At 34.5% G+C, this 20,574-nt stretch carries 19 protein-coding genes and 1 pseudogene; 13 read left to right on the plus strand and 7 right to left on the minus strand.

The annotated features are described in order from the left end of the window. Positions 1 to 403: helix-turn-helix domain-containing protein (locus C564_RS0126205; RefSeq protein WP_018767392.1), on the minus strand; the 403-nt coding region annotated here is incomplete at its 3' end. A 349-nt stretch (positions 404 to 752) separates the two neighbouring features. Here C564_RS0126205 and C564_RS0126210 point away from each other — a divergent pair. From C564_RS0126210 to C564_RS36990, 8 genes are all read left to right on the plus strand, one after another. Continuing rightward, a complete protein-coding gene (locus tag C564_RS0126210) occupies positions 753 to 2,843 on the plus strand; it encodes a right-handed parallel beta-helix repeat-containing protein (RefSeq protein WP_018767393.1) in 2,091 nt (696 codons plus the stop codon). A 451-nt stretch (positions 2,844 to 3,294) separates the two neighbouring features. Then, positions 3,295 to 3,846, plus strand: coding sequence for an AarF/UbiB family protein (locus C564_RS0126215; protein WP_018767394.1), 552 nt, complete (start codon positions 3,295 to 3,297; stop codon positions 3,844 to 3,846). A 163-nt stretch (positions 3,847 to 4,009) separates the two neighbouring features. Continuing rightward, entirely contained in the window at positions 4,010 to 4,666 is a 657-nt protein-coding gene (locus C564_RS0126220; protein WP_018767395.1) for a PIG-L deacetylase family protein, read from the plus strand. Beyond that, complete coding sequence (locus tag C564_RS0126225) at positions 4,663 to 5,991, plus strand: glycosyltransferase family 4 protein (RefSeq protein ID WP_018767396.1); 1,329 nt, start codon at positions 4,663 to 4,665, stop codon at positions 5,989 to 5,991. Before C564_RS0126220 ends, C564_RS0126225 begins: the two co-directional genes overlap by 4 nt. Next, the gene (locus C564_RS0126230; protein ID WP_018767397.1) at positions 5,981 to 7,156 is read left to right on the plus strand and encodes a carboxylate--amine ligase; all 1,176 of its coding nucleotides are present in this window, start codon (positions 5,981 to 5,983) and stop codon (positions 7,154 to 7,156) included. The genes C564_RS0126225 and C564_RS0126230 overlap by 11 nt, the downstream gene beginning before the upstream one ends. Before the next feature lie 5 nt (positions 7,157 to 7,161). Beyond that, positions 7,162 to 8,217 (plus strand): phosphotransferase, encoded by a 1,056-nt coding sequence (locus C564_RS0126235; RefSeq protein WP_018767398.1) that lies wholly within the window; start codon positions 7,162 to 7,164, stop codon positions 8,215 to 8,217. Between the two features lie 38 nt (positions 8,218 to 8,255). After that, positions 8,256 to 9,584, plus strand: coding sequence for a glycosyltransferase family 4 protein (locus C564_RS0126240; protein ID WP_018767399.1), 1,329 nt, complete (start codon positions 8,256 to 8,258; stop codon positions 9,582 to 9,584). A 7-nt stretch (positions 9,585 to 9,591) separates the two neighbouring features. Next, positions 9,592 to 9,768, plus strand: a complete 177-nt coding sequence (locus tag C564_RS36990) for a hypothetical protein (protein WP_006095548.1) — start codon at positions 9,592 to 9,594, stop codon at positions 9,766 to 9,768. A 218-nt stretch (positions 9,769 to 9,986) separates the two neighbouring features. Here the strand turns inward: C564_RS36990 and C564_RS0126250 are convergent, their stop codons facing one another. Both C564_RS0126250 and C564_RS0126255 read right to left on the minus strand, forming a co-directional pair. After that, positions 9,987 to 11,048 carry a DUF3900 domain-containing protein gene (locus C564_RS0126250; protein WP_018767400.1) on the minus strand — a complete coding sequence of 354 codons (1,062 nt, stop codon included), beginning with the start codon at positions 11,046 to 11,048 and terminating at the stop codon, positions 9,987 to 9,989. Between the two features lie 161 nt (positions 11,049 to 11,209). Further along, the gene (locus C564_RS0126255) at positions 11,210 to 11,536 is read right to left on the minus strand and encodes a hypothetical protein (RefSeq protein ID WP_018767401.1); all 327 of its coding nucleotides are present in this window, start codon (positions 11,534 to 11,536) and stop codon (positions 11,210 to 11,212) included. 406 nt (positions 11,537 to 11,942) lie between these two features. Between C564_RS0126255 and C564_RS0126260 the strand changes: the two genes are divergently transcribed. After that, on the plus strand, positions 11,943 to 12,854 hold the full coding sequence (locus tag C564_RS0126260; RefSeq protein WP_018767402.1) for a VanW family protein: 912 nt from the start codon (positions 11,943 to 11,945) through the stop codon (positions 12,852 to 12,854). 774 nt (positions 12,855 to 13,628) lie between these two features. Here C564_RS0126260 and C564_RS0126270 read toward each other — a convergent pair. Beyond that, positions 13,629 to 14,081 (minus strand): DinB family protein, encoded by a 453-nt coding sequence (locus tag C564_RS0126270; RefSeq protein WP_003198931.1) that lies wholly within the window; start codon positions 14,079 to 14,081, stop codon positions 13,629 to 13,631. 19 nt (positions 14,082 to 14,100) lie between these two features. Continuing rightward, complete coding sequence (locus C564_RS0126275) at positions 14,101 to 14,634, minus strand: GNAT family N-acetyltransferase (RefSeq protein ID WP_018767403.1); 534 nt, start codon at positions 14,632 to 14,634, stop codon at positions 14,101 to 14,103. A 236-nt stretch (positions 14,635 to 14,870) separates the two neighbouring features. Between C564_RS0126275 and C564_RS0126280 the strand changes: the two genes are divergently transcribed. Continuing rightward, complete coding sequence (locus C564_RS0126280) at positions 14,871 to 15,086, plus strand: alpha/beta-type small acid-soluble spore protein (RefSeq protein ID WP_018767404.1); 216 nt, start codon at positions 14,871 to 14,873, stop codon at positions 15,084 to 15,086. A 441-nt stretch (positions 15,087 to 15,527) separates the two neighbouring features. Then, the gene (locus C564_RS0126285) at positions 15,528 to 16,313 is read left to right on the plus strand and encodes a TrmB family transcriptional regulator (protein ID WP_018767405.1); all 786 of its coding nucleotides are present in this window, start codon (positions 15,528 to 15,530) and stop codon (positions 16,311 to 16,313) included. Between the two features lie 16 nt (positions 16,314 to 16,329). Here C564_RS0126285 and C564_RS32655 read toward each other — a convergent pair whose 3' ends face one another. Continuing rightward, complete coding sequence (locus C564_RS32655) at positions 16,330 to 16,749, minus strand: CbrC family protein (protein ID WP_018767406.1); 420 nt, start codon at positions 16,747 to 16,749, stop codon at positions 16,330 to 16,332. A gap of 355 nt (positions 16,750 to 17,104) precedes the next feature. Here C564_RS32655 and C564_RS0126295 point away from each other — a divergent pair, with 355 nt between their 5' ends. Continuing rightward, entirely contained in the window at positions 17,105 to 18,490 is a 1,386-nt protein-coding gene (locus C564_RS0126295; protein ID WP_018767407.1) for an FAD-binding oxidoreductase, read from the plus strand. A 36-nt stretch (positions 18,491 to 18,526) separates the two neighbouring features. Continuing rightward, positions 18,527 to 19,030: pseudogene (locus C564_RS32660) on the plus strand (SDR family NAD(P)-dependent oxidoreductase); the annotation flags it as partial. A 141-nt stretch (positions 19,031 to 19,171) separates the two neighbouring features. Here C564_RS32660 and C564_RS0126305 read toward each other — a convergent pair. Next, on the minus strand, positions 19,172 to 19,927 hold the full coding sequence (locus C564_RS0126305; RefSeq protein WP_018767408.1) for a cell division protein FtsQ/DivIB: 756 nt from the start codon (positions 19,925 to 19,927) through the stop codon (positions 19,172 to 19,174). Positions 19,928 to 20,574: the final 647 nt, after the last annotated feature.

Below are 20,574 nucleotides of genomic sequence, written 5' to 3' on the forward strand. Positions count from 1 at the left end.
AATTTCCGTTATCTGCAAATGACATCGCAAAGCGGTGTTTCCCATTCGATTTGAATCCAAATTGAGGGAAAGTGAGACTATTATAGTCTTTATACTTTTTCAATTTGGGATAATTTGTATCCCCACGAAAAAAGCCATCATATGCCTTTTTGAGTCGTAAAAATACTTCTTGTAAGGGCTGTGATGGCACTTCTTTTAGAAAAGGATATCTCTTCTTATCGATTACTTGTTGCTTTTGCATGTGAGAACGTGTATACAATTGCTTATTTTCTTTATATTTTCTCTGTTTATCTAAAAGAGAAGAGTTATAGGTTTGGCGACAATATTGCAGCCAACGTTCTAACATTTCTTTTTGTTCTTCCGTTGGGAAAATTTCATATTTTCGGCTCAGCAACATTGTCATCACCTTCCTCTTTTTTCATTGTAGTGTTTCAGATTCCTAAAAACAAAGAAACGAATGTACGTTCCTCCCCCTTGCTACTAGTATACATAAAGTTACAGAAAAAGGAAACGAAAACTTCGTGCTGTGCACGATCAACATTCATCCCCTCCCTACCACTGGACTATGTCCTGCACGCGCTTGAGGAAGGGGACTTCTGTTGGAGTACTGTTAAATCTAACGAGAGAATATAACTGTTTTTTTATGAATAGGGCTGTAAATTTTAGTGATTTTTAAAACAGTTTCCTTTTATAGGGACGATTTCTTTTATCAATGAATATACTATTTTAAGAAAATGAAGGGGTGAAGGGAATTGGATTATTTAATTGAACTAAATCAGTGGGGTATAAAAGAAGGATTCCCCACCAAGCCCTATGCAGATGCTGATTATATACAAGCTGATAAGAATATACAGGGAATAAACAGTGCATTACAATTTGCGGCGGTTAACAATTATGTTGAAGTGATTCTTCCAAAGGGGAATTATGCGATCTGTTACCCTCGTGAAATCGCTATGGTTTCTAATATTGACTTTAATTTAAATGGTTCAACACTAAAAGTAATATATGATTCTAACAAAAAATCACCATTCGATAATAGAACAACTACTGATTATTACAACTTTAAAGGAAATAGTGTTGTTTTTAGCAAAACCACTAATTCTCATTTATTTGGCGGAACCGTCATTGGATGTAGGGATGATAGGAGTTTCTCGAATCCTTTAGAAGCAGCAATGGAGCACACATATGGAGTTCTCTTTCAAAGAAGTTCAAGTTATTGTTCTATGACAAATTGTACAGTTCGCGATTACATGGGTGATAATGTTTCATTTAGCTCAGATTCTATATATAACTATGGTGAATTTGATCAAGGACTTACATTAAGTGCTTTAGATTACACAACTGGACAACCAATCACCTCGGCTAATACACTCATAACAAAACTGTTAAACATACCTCAAGATTTAACACCAAAGATAAATTCTTTCCTTATAGCTGGCGCAGGATACGCTAGAAAAACTAATTTAAATACTAAAGAATTGGACATCTTCTTTTACGACAATAGCAACAAATTCATAGGGGTTATGAAGAAAAGACGAATTTATACCGATATTTCTATTCCTGTTACTGCAACTAAGTTTAGATTGCAGTATTACAATGAAACCAACCCAAGTAAGAATATGCAGATTACTATTATGTTTGGCGGGATTCCCCATCATAATACAGTGAAAAAGTGTGAAATATTTAATGGGCATAGGGGCGGTATTACTTTAGGTGGTAGCTATAACAAAATTGTAAACAATAAAATCCGTGATAATGGAAAAGGTTTGGTTAGGTTTTTGGATGGAAAACCGCTTTTCAATGACCCGACTAGATATTCGATAAATATGGAAGATAGTTATGGGGCAAGCTGTACGATAAAAGATAACGAAATTTACGGTAGTTATCATGGTATCTTAGTCGGGTGTTACGATGTTTTAATAGAGCACAATCACATTTACAACATTGATAATATTGCAATCAATTTGTATTCTCTCGTGCATGCAAACATTAAGGATAACTTCTTATATAACTGTCAAAACAACATTGGCCTTATGACTTCTAATTTCAGTGCGGCGTTTGTGAATATCGAAGGCAACAGCTTTACAGGTGGCATCATGAATGTAACTAGTGATTCATACAGGGTTTCATTATCAAACAATCAATACGTAAATCCTGACATGATTGCAATGGGCGATAATTGCACGTTTGATAATAATTACATTATTTTTACAGAAAATCTAGTTACTGCACCGTGGCTAAAGGCAAACAAAATAAGCAGATGTACCTTTAAATCTGTTCCTATACAAAAGGAAATGACGTTTAAAGTGAAAGAGTATGATAATTGTAGATTCGAAAACTTACGAGTCAGATCTGAAAATCCAAATCCTAAGAATGTAGATGTCTGTGAATTCACTAGATCAGAATTTATTAATTGTGAGCTGAGAAATCATATGTTTAGCGGACGCCCCATGAACGTTAAGGTTACTAAATCAAAGCTTATAGATACGACCTGCGAAGTCGGTATGACAAATGTGGACAACCAAGTATCATACACATCATTAGAAGAATGCGATATCACTATCAATACCAAAAATAATCTGTTTTTATCAGATACAAACAGACCCTATACAATTTATAAAGCAGCAAATTGTATAGTCACGATAAACAATACATCTTTTGGTGCCTTATTAGCATCTGGCTCAGCTAATGCAGCGAATGAACTAGTTCTGGAAGGAAATGAGTTTGTTTATACAGGCTCTACACCTCTGAATTTAAAATACTATACAAATAAAAATCACATACGTAACTTTGTTGATTCAGACAATATTTTTACAAATATCACTTTACCTACTGTTTCCTAATGAAGACTAAGTGTATGTGAAGCAATAAAAGAAACCGGCTATGTAATAGGAGTCGGTTTTTAATACATAACGTATTTATTCCATGTTAAGCGGGGGCAACCGGTTTAATAGGGTCAGTCGCCCTCGGGAATCGCCTTATCTCTATCAATCTAAAAAATAAACTACCTCAAGATGAGAAAAATGAATTTCGTTGCTATAAAAGGCACAAATTTCTCGTTTTGGGGATATTTGCATTTCTTAGCTTGATGGCAATGGGATGAAGCCCCCCACTGATCAAACTTTCACTTTATTGCATTTCAAGGTTTTAAAATAATATCTATTAAAAAACCATATGAATTGAATCAAGTTATAAAAATATATATTAATCTAGGTTACATATGTAAGTGATGAATCATAGAATATGAGGTAATACTAGTGCAAAAACACGAAATACTTATTAAGGAGCGATCAAATGAAGACATACTTTAATAAAAGAAGAATAAGTAGAAGAGACTTGAAGGAATATAAGCTCATTGGGGATGGGAAGGATGGAGAAGTATATCAATTAACTCATGATAAATGTGTGAAAATGTTTTTCCTGGAAGAAACTCAAACAAAAGAGTTGAAAGCTCTGGTAATTGGACAATCATCACCTATTATTCCACGACTTTATGAATATGGAGAAAATTATATTGTCATGGAGTATATACATGGAATTTCACTTGCACGTCACTTAAAAAAAGAAAAACAGATCACTGAAGAATTAACTGAAAAAATATTAATAATGTTGGATGAATTTAAAAAGATCGGATTTACCAGATGGGACACGGAAGTAAGACACGTTTTAATAAATGAAGAAGGTCAGTTAAAAGTTATTGACCATAAAAGAGCTTTTACCTCAAATAGCAAGGCTCCTATTAAATTATTAAAGGGGTTTAAAAAATTTGGACTGTCACAGGATTTTTTAAACTATGTGAAGAATATACCTTCTTCTGCTTATAATACATGGGTGAAACATAGATAAAAAACCGAACGACCTGGGCCATGCCCTGCACATGCTTAAGGAAGGGGACTTCTGTTGGAATACTGTTAAAAGATGATAAAGAATAGAGCAAGCTCTCCGCTAATGACCGTTTCTTTTTGTAGCATCAATCATAAGTTAAGTAGTACAAGGAGTGATAAAAATAATGAGAGAGTGTGTTTTAGTCATTGGTGCTCACCCTGACGATGAGCTATTAGGAGCCGGCGGGACTTTAAAAAGACTAGTAGAAAATGGCTATCGGGTAATTTCAATCATTACCGCTTTAGGAAGAAAAGAGGAAGCACATCACATACAGCAGCTAAGCCGGTGTGCAAATAAGGTAATTGGTATTGAAGAAGTGATATTCCTCGAGCATGCTAATTTAGAGTTAGAATTAATTCCGCTGCATCAGTTAACGAAAGAAATAGAACAATTAATACAGACCTATAAACCGAGTAAAATCTTCACCCACCATTATGGAGATGTCAATATTGATCATTTAATTACTTTTCAAGCGGTTTTGACCGCGACTCGACCTCTGCCGAACCAAAAACCGATAGAATTAATTACATTTGAAACGGTTTCCTCTAGTGAGTGGAATATCCACACGAATGATAAGGCTTTCAAATCTAATTATTTTGTCGACATTACAGATCAAATGGATTCAAAGATTGCGGCGCTCAAACATTACGATGTAGAAATGAGAGATTTTCCTCATCCTCGTTCATATGAAGGAGTTCAGTATTTAGGAAGAGTTAGAGGAATGACGATTGGCGTACAATACGCTGAAGCGTTCGAAGTGGTAAGGAGGATATGGCGATGAAAAAGAAGCTTATGTTTCCATATCCCTATGTAATTAAAGAAATGGATAAATATTTTGGAATTCATTCGTTCTCATTTCAAAAAAAGAAGAATGAAATGTACGAACGTTATACAAATACAGGGCCAAAGACGGTCCGAAAGAAAAGCCTTTCTATATTAATTGCTACGTTTTGGGACTATCCTCATACTGGAGGTTTATCTAATTATATTACGGCACTTAGTGAAGGGTTAAGACAACAAGGACATCAAGTTGACATTATCTCCCCTAATCAATTTCCTCGGAGTAAAGTAGAGACCCTGCGTGAAGTAGTTGTTCCCAGATTAAAAGATTTCTTTAATACACGTTATGGAAGTTATAATAGCATGATTTTGAAAAATCACAGACATATGTATATCTATGAAAGGATGCTTCTTCACAATATCGACTTAAAAAAATATGATATCTTCCATGCGCAAGATTTGTTTACAGCGAATATATTAGGAAGAATCAATGTATATTACGGAAAACCTTTGTTGTTTACACCCCATGGGATGTTTACCTTTAACCGGCTGAAATTTGGTATATTTAAAAAAGGTTCGCTGGAAGAAGTCTATTATAAAACATTAGAAAGAAAAGCCATTGAATTTGCCAATCACCTTATCATTCTCAGTGATTCATTTCGTGATCCGTTAATGCAGCTAGGGACCAAACAAGAGAACATGACAACTGTGCTTACGGGCATTGATTATCCTGAGAAGTATCGTACAAAAAATACATCAGCACACAAGAAGGTCGTTATTACATGTGTGGCGAGATTAGGCCCAAGAAAAGGCCATAATGTATTATTTGACGCACTTTCAAAGCTAAAAAGAAAATATACTGATAACATTAAAGTGCTCATTGTCGGAGATGGTGAGATGAGAGACACTTTAGAAAAGCAAGTCGATTCTTTGGGTCTTTCCATGGTGAAGTTTTTAGGGGCAAGGGATGATGTGCCAAACATTTTAAGCAAAACCGATGTTTTTGTACTTCCAACCCTAAATGACAGCCTGCCTATTTCTATCATTGAGGCCATGCATAGTGGAGCTTGTGTCATTTCGACAACATCGGGAGGCATACCTGAATTGGTGAATCACTCCAAGACAGGCATTCTAGTCGCTCCAGGAGATACAGATAAACTGGCACGTGCATTAAAGTTCGTCATTGCAAATCAGCAAGGTCGGGAGCAGTTGGGTGAAAGTGCAAGAAACTTTGCTAAAAAGCATTTAACTAGAGAGACAATGACAGCTCATATTGAAAAGATCTACAAAAAGTATTTGAGTGAGGAAGAATTCTATGAATCATGAACACGCAGCAGTTGTACTGGACTTAAGTGCCAATGGAATCGGAATCATCAGAAGCTTAGCGAGAAAAGGGATCAACGTTTATGCGTTCGATATAGAGAAACCTTATAAGATAGGAAAATCACGTCTTGCTTCATGTGGAGTATGCCCAAGTCCTTTATCAGAAGAAAAGGAATTACTAACTTTTTTAATCAATTTGGCTAAAGAATTTAAACTGAAACCGATTTTGTATACAGGTGCGGATGATTATGTGGTGTTCATTTCAAAATATCGAATGGAACTGTCTAACTACTATTTATTTTTGTTTCCTGAACATTCGCTGATTGAAGAAATACTGGATAAACACAAAATGTATGAATTAGCAGTGAAGCATAATATTCCATGTCCTAAAACGTATGTGATCGAACATAAAGAACAAATGGAAGAAGCGATATTGGCCCTCGATTTCCCATGTATATTAAAGCCGACTTTGGGCCATGAGTTTCGAAAAAAAATCAATAAAAAGGCCATATTCATAAAAAATCCAGATCAACTAAGAAATGAGTATGAATTGTATCGACAGCATGGAAAGCTCATCATTCAGGAAATCATTCCTGGCGACAATCAGCATTTTTATAAAGTGGCCACTTTTTATGACGACAATATGGAGCTACTAGCGTTATTTTCTTTGCAAAAGAATCATCAATTCCCAGCTGAATTTGGAACGGGAGCTCATATTGTTAGTAAACAAGTTCCAGAATTGGTGGATATATGTTTACCATTTTTTGAAAAAATGAACCTTAAAGGTATTGGTATGGCAGAGTTTAAAAAGGACCCCCGAGATGGGGTTTATAAGTTTATTGAAATAAATCCTCGTTTTTGGTTAACGCATAGCTTGACAGGACCTGCTGGCGTGGATTTTGTTTATATGTATTATTTATATTTAACCAAGCAAAACCCCGGGCCGAGGCTCAAACAAATAGACGGTGTCAAATGGATTTATCTTGTGCGGTATTATTTAACGTTCCGTCACAAGAAAAAAAGAGCTGAAATGACGTGGAAAGATTTTTATGAAGGCTTGCGAGGCAAAAAAGAGTTTGCTTTGTTTGCATGGGATGATCCAATGCCATTCATTAGAAGTGCGTGGTCTCATTTGAAGAACGCCTGGAAACAAAAACGAAAGGAATGAAAACGTTGTACGAGGCAAAAGTATTATTCCATCATTTTGAGAAGTTGAAGATTTCAGAAAAGCTTTCTTATTCAATGGCTGAGAAGGTTGTAATAGACCCTGCTAAAATCGAGTGTCTAAAATCAACAACAAGAATGAGTATCTACAAATTATCTCTTCGAAAAAAAACGAATCATTATCCCATTATTTTAAAAATATATCATTCAACAAACTATAAAAATGAAGTAGAGATTAATGTATATCAGAGAGCTTATCCTATATTGAAAGAGTTTCTTCCTCAAATATACCATGTTGAAAAAAACGGAAATGACACCTGGATATTCATGGAATTTGTTCAGCAAGTACGCGGCCAGATCACCTTCTCCCCGAAACATTTTGACTACATTATCCCCACAGTTGCCAAACTTCACGCACACACATTTGAAGACAATTTTAAAAAGCATAAAGATGTTTGGAAATCTTGGCTTCCTATTTATGAATCAAGCCACATGAGAAGTAATCGAGCCAAATATATTGGAAAGACGATTGCTTTTCTCGATGACGCAGCGAAAGACGACCGGTTAAGGGAGATCATTAAACCCTATCATAAACCGCTAATAAAACTATGTCATAAGGGACCGGATTTTTTCCCGGAACTATTTGAAAATGGTTCATCTATAACGCATGGTGATCTTCATATGCAAAACATATGCAGCAACAATGTGACACCGGGTGCACCATGGAACATCCAGTTTATCGATTGGGAGTCCATTAAATATGCACCCGTCTGGTTTGATATGGTTGTTTTAGTCGAAATATTATTAGGTTTCAGAAAAGATTGGCAGATCCATGCAGAAGAAATTCGCACGCATTGTGTGAAATCATATACAAAACAAATGCAGAAGAATGGCATTCAATTTAAAACGGCTCCAATTGACCTTTATAAAATGGCGTATTTGCAGAGAACATTAGAAAAGGGATTGCATACCCAGCTACGAAGAATATTTGATAACCGCGGTGGCGAGCTATTAACGTATCATCTTGAAAAAGTTTCAACTTGGGGAAGAGAATTAGGTTTATAAGATAAATAAAATTTTCACATTAGTAGAGTTAGGAGGAGATGCTTCTGAATACAATAAAGGAAGAGCGAAATGAATACATCTGTCCCTTCCATGCGAGCCTGCTAAAAGTCATGGATGAATACTATAAAATAGATAGTAAAAAGAATTATTTACTGGAACCATTTCAGACATTTGGAATCAAAAAGAATCGCATACCAAGTAAAACAAATAAACTAAACATTCTCTACGTAACGTTTTTGCGATATCCAAATACTGGAGGGTTATCAAATTATATTACTTCCTTAAAAACAGGTTTTGAAAAGTATGGTCATGACGTAGATGTCATCTCACCTACTCAAATGACAGCAGTTCATCTAGAGCAAGATATCCCGCAGGCTGCCGAACATGCAAGGGACTTTCTGCTGCAACGATATGGTACAGTCAATGAAAAAATTATAAAAAACACTAGTTTCATGAACGTGTATAAGTCTTTCTTAAGAGGAAGAAGTCTAGAACAATATGATGTGTTTCATGCACAAGATTTATTTTCTGCCTTTTTATTAGGACAACTAAATCTAGAATATGAGAAACCTCTTTTTTTTACACCGCATGGACATTTTACAAAAAGCCGGTTAAAGTTCGATAAAATTAAAAAAGGATCAATTGAGGAAGTTTATTTTAGTGAAATTGAAAAACAGGGAATAAGAGCATCCGATCAAATCATAACGATCAGTAATTCTTTTCATTCCCCTTTAAAAGAGTATGGCGCAAAGATAGAGCAACTGGTTACTGTTCATACAGGCATACATTTTCAGCAAGCTTCTATACCTAAACAAGAGTATGATGATAATCTTGTAATTTCCTGTGTTTCCCGCCTTTCTCCCAGAAAGGGTCATGACATTTTTCTCAAAGCGCTCTCGCAAATTCAACAAGATTTATCTAATGTAGAAATATGGATTGTTGGTGATGGTGTCATGAGAGAAAGACTAGAAGACCAAGTACTACAACTTGGTCTCGACAATATCAGGTTCTTTGGCAGAAGAACAGATATACCAGAAATCCTTTCCTCTTCTGCTATCTATGTCTTACCTACCATTAACGATAATTTTCCGATTTCAATTATTGAAGCTATGTTTTCTCGTCAAGCTATTGTTACAACAAATTGCGGTGGTATACCAGAAATGATTCAAAACGGAAAAACAGGGATCATTTGTGAACCGGGAAATGTACAACAACTTTCCGATGCTCTTAAATTGCTTTTAGCAAATAAGAGTCTTCGTGAACGTTTAGGAAGAAATGCTCAGGAATATTCACGACAACATCTAACTCAAGGTGGGATGATTTCAAAGATAGAAAGAATCTATCACTCTTTTATAAGAGATATGTAGAACATGTATGGAACGTCGTAATAAAAGAAATGATGCCTCAATCTATAAAGGAGAAATTCTTCATAGCCAGTTAAATAATAGTAAAGCGATTGAAGTATTAAAATGGAAGCCTGCTTCAGACGTCTCATTTGGTTTAGACCAAACGATTTCTTACTTAAAGAAAGCAAATCAAAGTAAAAGCTGACTTAAAGAAATTTGTATGTATGAAGAATGAATAGATAACTCATATGTGAGGAGCTAGTGTATTTGTCAATTGAAAATCCAGCCATTTTGTCATTAAAAACCCAGCCACTTCTTCGAAGTAATTGAAGAAGAATGGCTGGGTTTTTAACGATTATACGTGCTTACTTTTAGATTACCAAATACAAAAATCGCTTTAGTGACACTAAAATTTCTTTTAGTTTACGTCTTACTCGCAATCCGCTCCATTACTTTCTCTAACTCATCCGGCTTCAAAAACTCAATAGGAGAGAATCCCTTCTCAAACGTAAGTGTATCCGCCTCAATCATTAGTACATATTTATCATTAACCTTGGCAATATGAATCTGTTCCCCAAAATCTGCAAGCAATGCCTTCACAGAAATATGATCTGCCTTTAGCTTTAATTCTATCTCAGGGGTATGCTCCACAATTTGCGCTGTAGCTTCCATTACTTCTTCCGTTGTGAAATGTTCCATAATTTCACGCTTAGGACTGGCGGCCCATACTTCCATCGCTTGGTCGAATTGTTCTCGTTCTTCCGTACCTTCTTCAAATACGTCTTCGATTTGGTCGTATACCATGTCCATAACTTGTGTTTTCATAATTTCTGGCATAGAGCGTTCGTATTCGACGAATTTTAAGAAATCCTCAAAGTAGCGTGCGTGTGATGCTTGGTGGATTTTTAGTTCGCCAGGTTCGACAATGCCTTCTTCTGGCATGTATGGGTATTGAATAGATTTCATATTTTTTGTCGTAATTGCCATTTCAACGTTGCGAATAAGTGTTGTTTTGTCGGAAATGGAAGCAACTTTTGGCTCGAAGTCACACTTCATAACGAATACGAATGGATCGTCAAAGTATTTCCTCAGTTTTGCTTGAGCAACTAAAAATACACCACCGCGTACTGCACTTGTATCGATATATGTATAAACGAGAGGTTCACTCATATCTTTAAAATTCTCTTTCGTTTCTGCAAAACGGATACGATTAAATAAATTATAATGAGGGTTGGAATCGAATTCGTGCCCAGTTTCTACAATAAATCGACCAATCTTTGTTGGGGCTTGTTCGGTTTTTGCATGACGTTCTACTTTTCGTTTAGATATTTTTAATAATTCACCATCTAAGAACTCTTTTAATGGGCTGTCCTCATATTCTTCAGCATCTAACGTTTGAAAATGTTTATATCGCTTATCTGCTTGTTCACCTTTTCCTTCTACTTGTACGACATAGAAGGAGAGGAAGTTTATTTCAAAATCCATATTTATCACCTTGTTTCATTTCATTGACTCTTATCAGTATAGAGATGGAGAAAACTTTCGTCAATTTAATAAAATAAAACGGATAACAGAGGCTTACTATCTGTTAATTTGAAATATAGGAAGGGAGAGTCCCTTCCTATATAGTTCTTTGTTTTACTAATTTAAAATCCATCCTCAAGTGCTGAAAATGGAATGTTTAGTCGATTCTCTACAGTACGTAAACGCTGATTTAATCGATTGAGTCTACGTGTATGACGTTCTACTGTCTGCTGAAGTTGATTTACTCTTTGTTCTAGCTCATTTACTCGTCTTTCTAACTGACGGCCGCCACTACCTGGAAAGGAAATTGGAATTTGAAATTGTCTATTTGGATCATATGGATCAATTTGTTCTGTTTGTTCTATATATGGTTGATATTGCGATTGCCCGTCATATGATGGTTGATAGTTATAAAGGTTGTAGGGGGCATATGAATTATAGGGATACATAAACATCCTCCGTTCTCTAAATTTGCTTGAATTCATCATAATGTATGTGTAAGAGCGGATAGGTGGCACGGCAAATACCTATTTTGAATAGGGTGCTTCATCAAATGTATTCAAGAGAATTTGTGATAAGTTTTTATAAATGAGAATTGCCTATGAAGAATTCCAAAATATTAATGTATTAAAATTGTTTTTGAATAATCATTTGGTATATACTGGTTAAATAAGAGGGGCATTACAAACTTAAGTTTTTTAAGTAAATATGTGTAGACATTTCTTAAAGAAAAGAGTAATTTTAATATAGTGGAAATCAAATTGTAATATTTTGTAGTCATATTGCAAAGTCATGTAATCATACATACATAAAATTGAAAACAAAGAGTAATGGTAGGGAAAAGGAGAGAGTATATTGTTACGTAAGGTACAAAGTATAGTAATAGGGGCACTATGTGTAAGCATAGTGAGTGGATGTGGTACAAAAATAAGTGAAGTTTCATTAGTAAGTGGCATAGGAGAGCATGCAGTAGAAGCTAAGACTGGTGTCAATGAAAGTGTAAGTTTAGTAGATGCTAGAAGTGGTAAAGAAGTAAAAAATGTTAATATAGCAAGCTTAGGTTATTTTGAAGATGAAAATAAGTTTAAAAAAGAAGTAACGAAGGTTGCTAAGGAAGTCGGAAAAACTATTGATCAAAAAATGGTCCCTTCTCGTATGGAAAGTGATGGAACATGGCAAGAAGGTAAGCCTTCTTATGAGTTAATGGAAAAAGAGCTAGTAGATAAACTAATGAACGTAGGAATGTGGGATTCTTCGTACCAACTACCAATTGTTGAGAAAAAACCTGTAGCGAAGCCGGAAGATGCAAGTGGAAATGGTGCAGTTTTAGGAAGGTATGAAACAAACTTAGGTGCTTCTACAGGTGGTAGAATCGAGAATATTCGTTTGTCTGCAAGTAATATTAGTGGTGTCGTATTAGGAAAAGGAGATCGTTTCTCTTTTAACGCATTAATTGGAGATACAACACCAGACAAGGGGTATCAGTTAGGAAAAGAGATTGTTGACGGGAAACTAGTAGATGGTTATGGCGGAGGAGTATGTCAAACATCTTCTACTCTTTTTAATGCTGCAGATCAAGCTGGTTTAAAAATGGTGGAGAGAACTACACACTCCAAAACAGTAGGATACGTTCCACAAGGCCGAGATGCTACAATTGCATATCCATATTTAGATTTAGTGTTTGAAAATACAAATGAAGTGCCTGTGAAGCTTTATATGAGCATAGAGGGTGGAAAACTTGTTGCTGAGGTACGTGCAGCAAGATAAGAATTACCGTACATAAAAGTCTTATAGATTCAACTAACGATTAGTGGAAGATTAGGGGAATCTCCACTGATCGAAGTTTCACTTTATTATGATCTGAGCCATTCTTTCTAGTATTTTTCTAGAAGGGGTGGCTTTTTGTATACGTATAAATCAGTAATGAAAATTTATCCGCTATTCGCGGGCAGTAATACTCCCACCTCAAAAATCAGCAAAAGCAAAGAGATTAGGTGGGAGATAAACTTCCTGTAAAAGCTCGATTCTTGAGGGCTAATAATCAGTGGGGATGAAGCCCCAACCGATTATTAAAGATTTACTTTATCTACTGATTTAAAAAACTTCTTTTGATAAACTAGAATAAATAGGAAATAGGGTGTTTTAAAAGTATATTTACAATTAGACAGCTATAATTTGATATAAAAACGCCAAGTGAACCAAATGAAAGTTTGTCCAAATAGATAACAGCTTTAATAAAGGATAATAGGCATAACTTTGAGGAGGAGAGAACTATGCAATTCATTTTAGAAATGGTAGCAATTGCTGGAATAATATTTATTATTTTGATTTTAGGATTTAGTAAAACGTTAAAAGATGTCAATAGAAGGAAGAAGAATAAAGAAAACAAATGACTCATAATGCATAATGATAGAGAAAAAAGGTGCTTATGTATAGAAAAGCATAAGTTTTTTTATAACAAAAATAAGGAGGAGGTCCGGCTGTGAGCTTTCCTCTTTATTTTTGTTATGTAATCCAAATCGGGAAAGGGTGAAAAGGAATTTAGTTTTTATGTTTTGTAAATATTTGATTAAGATGATGGTTCATATGATCAATATAATCTGTAACAAGCCATTCTAAAGTTACTTCCTGTTGGTCTTCCAACTTACATGTAAGTTGCCAGTGTTCATTCTTTACATTGCTTAGTAATTTTATCATTTGTATGTTAATAGCTTCCCATAATTTTAGAATTTCATTTGCTGAAAAAGATTGTTGATAATTATGTACTTGCACCCACAAATCTTGATCATAGCCAGTGAGTATAATTGTTTCCTTTGAAGTAAGAATATCAACAAAGCGTCTATGGTTTACCGTACCGGAATCGCAAAGATGACCTAAGATTTCTTTTTTAGACCATTTTGTTGGGGCGAGTTTTATATCCATGTCAGAAAAAAGTATAATTTTTTGAGATGCAGTATGAATTATATGTTCTAATTGGGTTGCTAATGTAGACATGTGAATCCCTCCATTTTCATTAATAACTGAATGTTTGCAGCTCAATCCAATACCTTTTTACAACATTACCATCTTCTTCGATAAAATCATTATCACGAAGTCCTCTGTTATGCAAAATTGTTTTTTCTGAAGCAGTATTACCTTCATCACAAACGACAAGTACTTTTGTAACACCTAATTCTTTTATTTTTTCTAATGATAAAGCTAATAATTTTGTAGCATATCCTTTTTGTCTTGCTGAAGGACGAATACCATAACCGATATGCCCACCAGCATTGAATAGATGCTCAGTTAAACGATGACGAATATTTACAGCACCAACGATTTTGTTGTCATTTGTGATAAGCCAATAGGTAGAGTCCGGTACCCAACTATCGGGAATGTTTTTACCTTTCGCTGCATCCAGCAACTCTTGAACCATTACTGGAAAATTAGAAGGATCTTTTGTGATAACCCAAGGAATCATCGTTTCACCACTATTTTTCCATTCTTGATAGAATTCTAAATATTCTTCTTGTAAGTCAATTGTGGGTTGTACTAAGTAGACATCCATTATTATTAGGCTCCTTTTATATATTTTTCGAAATATTAAAATAATCTTAACATAATTTGGATGGTAGAGAAATAAAGTACTTGGAGATATTGATGTTGATGAATTTAAAGGATATAGATTAGGAAAAGATTTCTACTCTAGAATCCCTTTGTTATGAAGTTAAATATTTTGAATTTATGTATGTATATTTATGGGTAATTAGAGAAACATATAAGAAATTAACTGGAGGTGAAGCAATGAATATTCGTGAAAATTACAATACAAATGAAATACTTATAACAGCTTCAGCGAGTGCTATTGAGCAAATGAAATATGAAATTGCTCGTGAACTTGGTGTTACACTTGGACCAGATTCTACAGCGCGTGCAAACGGTTCTGTAGGCGGAGAAATAACGAAGCGTTTAGTTCGTATGGGAGAAGAACAATTATCTGGACAATATAGAATTCATTAAAATATTTCTTTTTGAATATAGGTTATAAGTATTTTTTCTGTCTGGAATGTGTTTTGTTTCTTAGTCTGATGACAATAGAATACTGTCAGTAAATTAGAATAAATAAAAAAGTACTCTCAATGAGTACTTTTTTGTTTTCGCGTATTGAAATGACTTTTCAGAACCTTATTAGCAGGGGAACAAGGTTTTGAACAGAAACACTCTTCATTAAAAACTCCCCCGACTTTACGAATACATGTCGATATAAAAATGAGAAATACCATAATTATACATGTGAAACTTATCCGTAATAAAATGTTGTTCTGATTTTTTATAAGTAAGAAAAGACGGATAAAGTTTTGTTGACTTTCTCTTAAGGGAAGATTAATATGAATTAAGTAGTATTATAAAATACCACTTAAATTCAATGCGGAATTTATGTGCAAAGTAAGGAGTGTTTCCATGATTGATTTATTAAAAAAGATAGGATTATCAGATCTAGAAGCGCGATGTTATTTGACATTACACGAAGAATCCGATTTGTCTGGCTATGAAGTTGCAAAACGGGTATCTGTTTCAAGAACAAATGTATATGCTGCGTTACGATCATTAACGGATAAAGGAGCTTGTCGAAGCATAGAAGGGGAGACGGTTCTTTATAATGCTGTTCCAATTGAGCAATTAATCCGTCTTTTTCAAACTGAATTTGAACAGACTTCGAAGGCACTTATCAATCAATTAAAAACTCCACCTAGACCTGCACCTGCTTTTTATAATTGGCAAGGAAGTAATGCATTAGATAATGCTGTACGCCGCGTTATTGCAAATGCGGAAACATCTATAGTTGTAGATGTTTGGTCAGAAGACTTGCACTATATAGAGAAAGCACTACTTGTAGCGGAATGCAAAGGAATTAGTGTTATCTTAATTACAATCGGAACATGTAAAACACCTCTTAAACATGTATTCCAGCATTATAGGGATAAAGAGTGGCCTGCTGATGAAAGGAAGTTTTCTATTCTCTGTGATTCTAGTTCAGCTTTAATTGGTAGTTTCGGAGGAGAGATTAAGCCATCTGCATTAGAGACGAATCATCCAGCAGTAATTGAAGTAATAAAAAATGCTTTTTACCATGATATGATGATGCAGCACATCGAAGAGGATTTTGGGAAAGAATTTCAAGAGAAGTATGGGGAGAATTACCGGAAAATGTTAAGCTATTTCAAAGAGAAAGGCTGGCATATTTAATGACGGCAATTGATATTCAATTTTGTAGTGAACTAATAAAACGTGTAGGAACCGGTTTATATGAAATTGCTAAAAGAGCGATTTCTTCCCATTCCACATATCCAATAAATGCACAAAAATCATTACAATGACTCAGCCAATACTCCTGTTGCCATCCACCATATCCAGGCGTTCTATGGATAAGTTCTTTTACTTTTTCTTCATCACTTACTTCCTCACAGGAGTATGGATCTTGAAATTCTCCATCAAATTTTTTAGATGCATTTCCATTAGCAATACACCAAGGACAGATGCTTTCTACCCTTTCTATAGAATAGAAAAGACCACTATAAACATACTCACGTTCGTTTTTGCAAACAGAACAAGTCGTAAATTCTTTTTTAAAAATCCCTAGTTCTAATGCGTTTGGATTATATTTAAAGGTTGGTAATTGCACGTCTGATTCCCCCATAAATGCTATTTAAATTTACATCGTATTTCTATTGCTAAATTGTAATCAGGTTAATTTGAATATAAACAAAATATCTTTATTTTACAAATATTACTGGGGATGATTTGACTGACACATTAACGAGAAAGAAGATTTCTTCTAATTTCATGTTACATATTTTTGTGAGTTGATTAACTTATGGATGTCCAACTTAATAGTAATTGCACGGCATTTTTTATTTAGGACTTGAATTACTAGTTTTTTCAGATTATTATGTATGAAATAGTTCATCAGATGAATCGTTATAAAAAGATCTTAAATTGTATATGAAATCTGTAACAGAATGGTGGGAGAGAATGAAATGAAAGCTGTAACTGCAAATCTGATAATTGCTTTAAAAGAGGTACTTCCTGAAACACAAGTAGTAGTAAATGAAACGGTGAGAGAACTGCACAGTAAAGATGAATCTTATCATCCTAGCAGTCTGCCTGATGTTGTTGTATTTCCAACAACGACAAAAGAGGTTAGTGAGATAATGAAACTAGCGAACAAGTACCAAACACCAGTTGTACCATTTGGAGTGGGCTCAAGCTTGGAAGGTCATGTAATTCCATATGAAAATGGCATTACAATTGATTTTTCACTGATGAATCAAGTGCTGGAGGTAAGAGAAAAAGATTTTCTAGTTAAAGTGCAACCTGGAGTAACTCGTTCACAGCTTAATAAAGAATTAAAAAAGTATGGATTGTTTTTTAGTGTGGATCCAGGGGCGGATGCAACATTAGGTGGAATGGCTGCTACAAATGCAAGCGGAACGACCTCAGTAAAGTATGGCGTTATGCGTGATCAAGTTCGTGATTTAGAAGTTGTGCTTGCAGATGGAACGATTATACATACAGGGAATTTAGCTGCAAAGTCGTCATCTGGTTATCATTTAAATGGTATTTTCGTTGGATCAGAAGGAACACTTGGTTGTTTTACGGAATTAACGCTAAGAGTATATGGAATACCTGAGCATACGATGGCAGCAAGAGCATCTTTTCCGACAGTGAATGATGCGGTAGAAGCTGTAATTGATATTTTACAAGCTGGCATTCCGATTGCGAGAATTGAGCTTGTTGATGAACTTTCAATGAAACAAGTTAACAAATATAGTGAAACAAACTATAGGGAAGAGCCAACGTTATTTTTAGAGTTTCATGGAAATGAAGCGGGATTAAAACAAGATATTGATTTCACAAAAGAAATTGTTAAAGATCACAAGTGTAAGGCTGTTTCATTTGAAACAGAAACAGCAGCAAGAAATAAATTATGGGAAGCAAGACATAATTTAGCATACGCTTATGTTCATAGTTGCCCAGGGAAAAAACTGATGAGTATGGATGTTTGTGTACCAATTTCAGAGTTAGCAAGTGCAATACAGTATGCAAAAGAGACTTTAGATGCTATGGGAATTGTTGGGGGAATACTTGGACATGTCGGAGATGGGAATTTTCACGTTCTATTAATGGTGAATCCAAATGATACAGAGGAAGTGCATAAAACAGAAGCGGCAAATGAAAAAATTGTGATGTATGCTCTTGAGCGCGGTGGAACATGTACAGGTGAACATGGGGTAGGGATTGGTAAACAAAAATATCAAGAAAAAGAGCATGGAGCAGCACTTCTTGTGATGAAAAAAATGAAACAAGCTCTTGATCCGAAAAATATTCTGAATCCAAATAAGATTTTTAAAATTAAAGAATAGGGAATGATTCTGTCAATGACCCACGACTGAAGTCGCGGGTTTGGAAACTTTGCTTCCGTTGGGGAACAAAATTTAAATAAAATTGAGACGATGCTTCACTTGAATATTGAAGCCTTAACCGTTCTGTCCTCTCTTTATGTACGTGACTATACAGATGTTGAAGGAACGCAAATCATCAATATTTCTTCAGGAGGAGGATACTTGATTGTTGCTGATGCTGTGACCTACTGCGCGACAAAGTTCTATGTAAGTGCCTTTACAGAAGGTCTCGCACAAGAATTGAAAGGAAAAGGAGCAGCCATGCAAGCGAAAGTCTTGGCTCCTGCTGCAACAGAGACCGAATTTGCGAAACGATCCTATGATGTTGATAATTTTGAATATAATGGTGTTGTTCCTAAGTTCCATACAGCTGAACAAATGGCCGGTTTCTTGCTCGATTTATATGACAGTGGGAAGGTGGTAGGAATTGTGAATGGAGAAACGTATGACTTCGAATTAAGAGATCCGATTTATCCGTATGTGACCAGGACAAGAAACTAGTTTTTGAAAATCCCAACATAACAAAAAGCCGATAGTTCTGAAGTGACCCCAAAAAGTTAGACACATTTTAACAATTGGGGTCACTTCATTACTACAAGTTCTTTTTTATTTTTCCTATAATAGCAAATGTAATTTCAAGGCTTATAATTTGTTATTTGCAAATATAGAATCTTCTAAGTGAATTACAGGGTATTGTTTAGAATCTAAGTTTTTAGTTATGACTGGATATAGTTCCATTTTTTTAGACAAATCAGTGATTGAAGCGCTCACTGTAAACCCGTTTTTCGTATATAGATATATATGGAATTTATCATTCTTAGTCGGCAAAAAATTAATCTCAGATATTATACTTTGTATTTCGCTCGGTAATTTATTTAACTCCGAAATAAGTTTTCTAAGTTGTTTTTCATCATTTCTAGTAAATTGTTTTATTACAGGTACACTTTTGGAGATTTTATCATTTGTAAATTTATCCAACATTGTACCATTTTCAAGTAGAAGATAATACTTATTATCTTTAATCATATATGCAACAGTGCTATTTTCTTTAACATTAATAGTGACTCGACTTGGAAAGTTCTTTGAAATTTCGACTTCTTTAATCAGATTATTTTTCTGTATTCTTTTTTTTATATCTTCTTCATGTAAATTCCAATAATTATCTTTGTCGCTTAAATTGGATAGACTTATAATTTCTGCTTTTGAAATTATTTCATTTCCAGTTACATATATTGTTGAAATTTTTCCAAAGCGATTTAAAAATAATAACAAAATAAAAGTTATTAATACACATATACTTAATGCTTTTTTCCTTCTAGCTGCTTTTAAATTTCTACTTTGTATTAGTTGTTGATGACGAACCTGTTGGTTAAATGGATATACATTATTTTGATTCATAATACCTTCCTCTAGTAGCCTATTATATTCCATTTAAAAAAATGCTCTAACATTTGTTGTTTAGTATGTTAATGGCCATCATGTACATATTTCGACTTTTTTACACTGCAGGGTGTATCCCCTAGCCCTGAAACGGACATAAATTCCTAAAACATTATATACATAATAGGATAATTTCTCAATATAGTTATAATATACAAGTGATATTCTTCACAATTAAATAAACTGATACAGCATTTTAGATTTCTAATTAAAAAATTAGTAACATTTAGTGATATAGTAAATCATCTCTAAGTGTTCTTAAAAAAATATCACCATTTTGTAAAATAATCAAGGTATCGAAAGAAATTTCATTCTCCCGATATCTAATATAGGGAATAAGGGAAGTAATGCTAAGAAAGATGAATGATTATTTTCGTCGCGGGACTGAGAAGATGCCACCTCTAAGCGAAGGGTAGGTGGCGAGTAGTTCATAAATGCTTCGTAAAAAATTACATAAACAAAGGGAGAAGAGTGATAAACATTCTTCTCCCTTTGTCTGTAATTAGGGTTAGCATTATACTAATAAATATACGCTGTTGTGAACTGCTAGATGAACAATCCACTTCTAAGATTTTAACAGAAATAAATAATAATATGATATGCAA

The organism is Bacillus sp. 105MF, from assembly GCF_000374885.1.
GTDB lineage: Bacteria > Bacillota > Bacilli > Bacillales > Bacillaceae_G > Bacillus_A > Bacillus_A pseudomycoides.

Bases quoted from the DNA above. Each gene is read 5' to 3' on its own strand.
- C564_RS0126215 (WP_018767394.1), top strand. From the start codon at position 3,295: ATGAAGACATACTTTAATAAAAGAAGAATAAGTAGAAGAGACTTGAAG.
- C564_RS0126220 (WP_018767395.1), top strand. From the start codon at position 4,010: ATGAGAGAGTGTGTTTTAGTCATTGGTGCTCACCCTGACGATGAGCTA.
- C564_RS0126225 (WP_018767396.1), top strand. From the start codon at position 4,663: ATGAAAAAGAAGCTTATGTTTCCATATCCCTATGTAATTAAAGAAATG.
- C564_RS0126230 (WP_018767397.1), top strand. From the start codon at position 5,981: ATGAATCATGAACACGCAGCAGTTGTACTGGACTTAAGTGCCAATGGA.
- C564_RS0126240 (WP_018767399.1), top strand. From the start codon at position 8,256: ATGCTTCTGAATACAATAAAGGAAGAGCGAAATGAATACATCTGTCCC.
- C564_RS36990 (WP_006095548.1), top strand. From the start codon at position 9,592: ATGGAACGTCGTAATAAAAGAAATGATGCCTCAATCTATAAAGGAGAA.
- C564_RS0126250 (WP_018767400.1), bottom strand. From the start codon at position 11,048: ATGGATTTTGAAATAAACTTCCTCTCCTTCTATGTCGTACAAGTAGAA.
- C564_RS0126255 (WP_018767401.1), bottom strand. From the start codon at position 11,536: ATGTATCCCTATAATTCATATGCCCCCTACAACCTTTATAACTATCAA.
- C564_RS0126270 (WP_003198931.1), bottom strand. From the start codon at position 14,081: ATGTCTACATTAGCAACCCAATTAGAACATATAATTCATACTGCATCT.
- C564_RS0126275 (WP_018767403.1), bottom strand. From the start codon at position 14,634: ATGGATGTCTACTTAGTACAACCCACAATTGACTTACAAGAAGAATAT.
- C564_RS0126280 (WP_018767404.1), top strand. From the start codon at position 14,871: ATGAATATTCGTGAAAATTACAATACAAATGAAATACTTATAACAGCT.
- C564_RS0126285 (WP_018767405.1), top strand. From the start codon at position 15,528: ATGATTGATTTATTAAAAAAGATAGGATTATCAGATCTAGAAGCGCGA.
- C564_RS0126295 (WP_018767407.1), top strand. From the start codon at position 17,105: ATGAAAGCTGTAACTGCAAATCTGATAATTGCTTTAAAAGAGGTACTT.
- C564_RS0126305 (WP_018767408.1), bottom strand. From the start codon at position 19,927: ATGAATCAAAATAATGTATATCCATTTAACCAACAGGTTCGTCATCAA.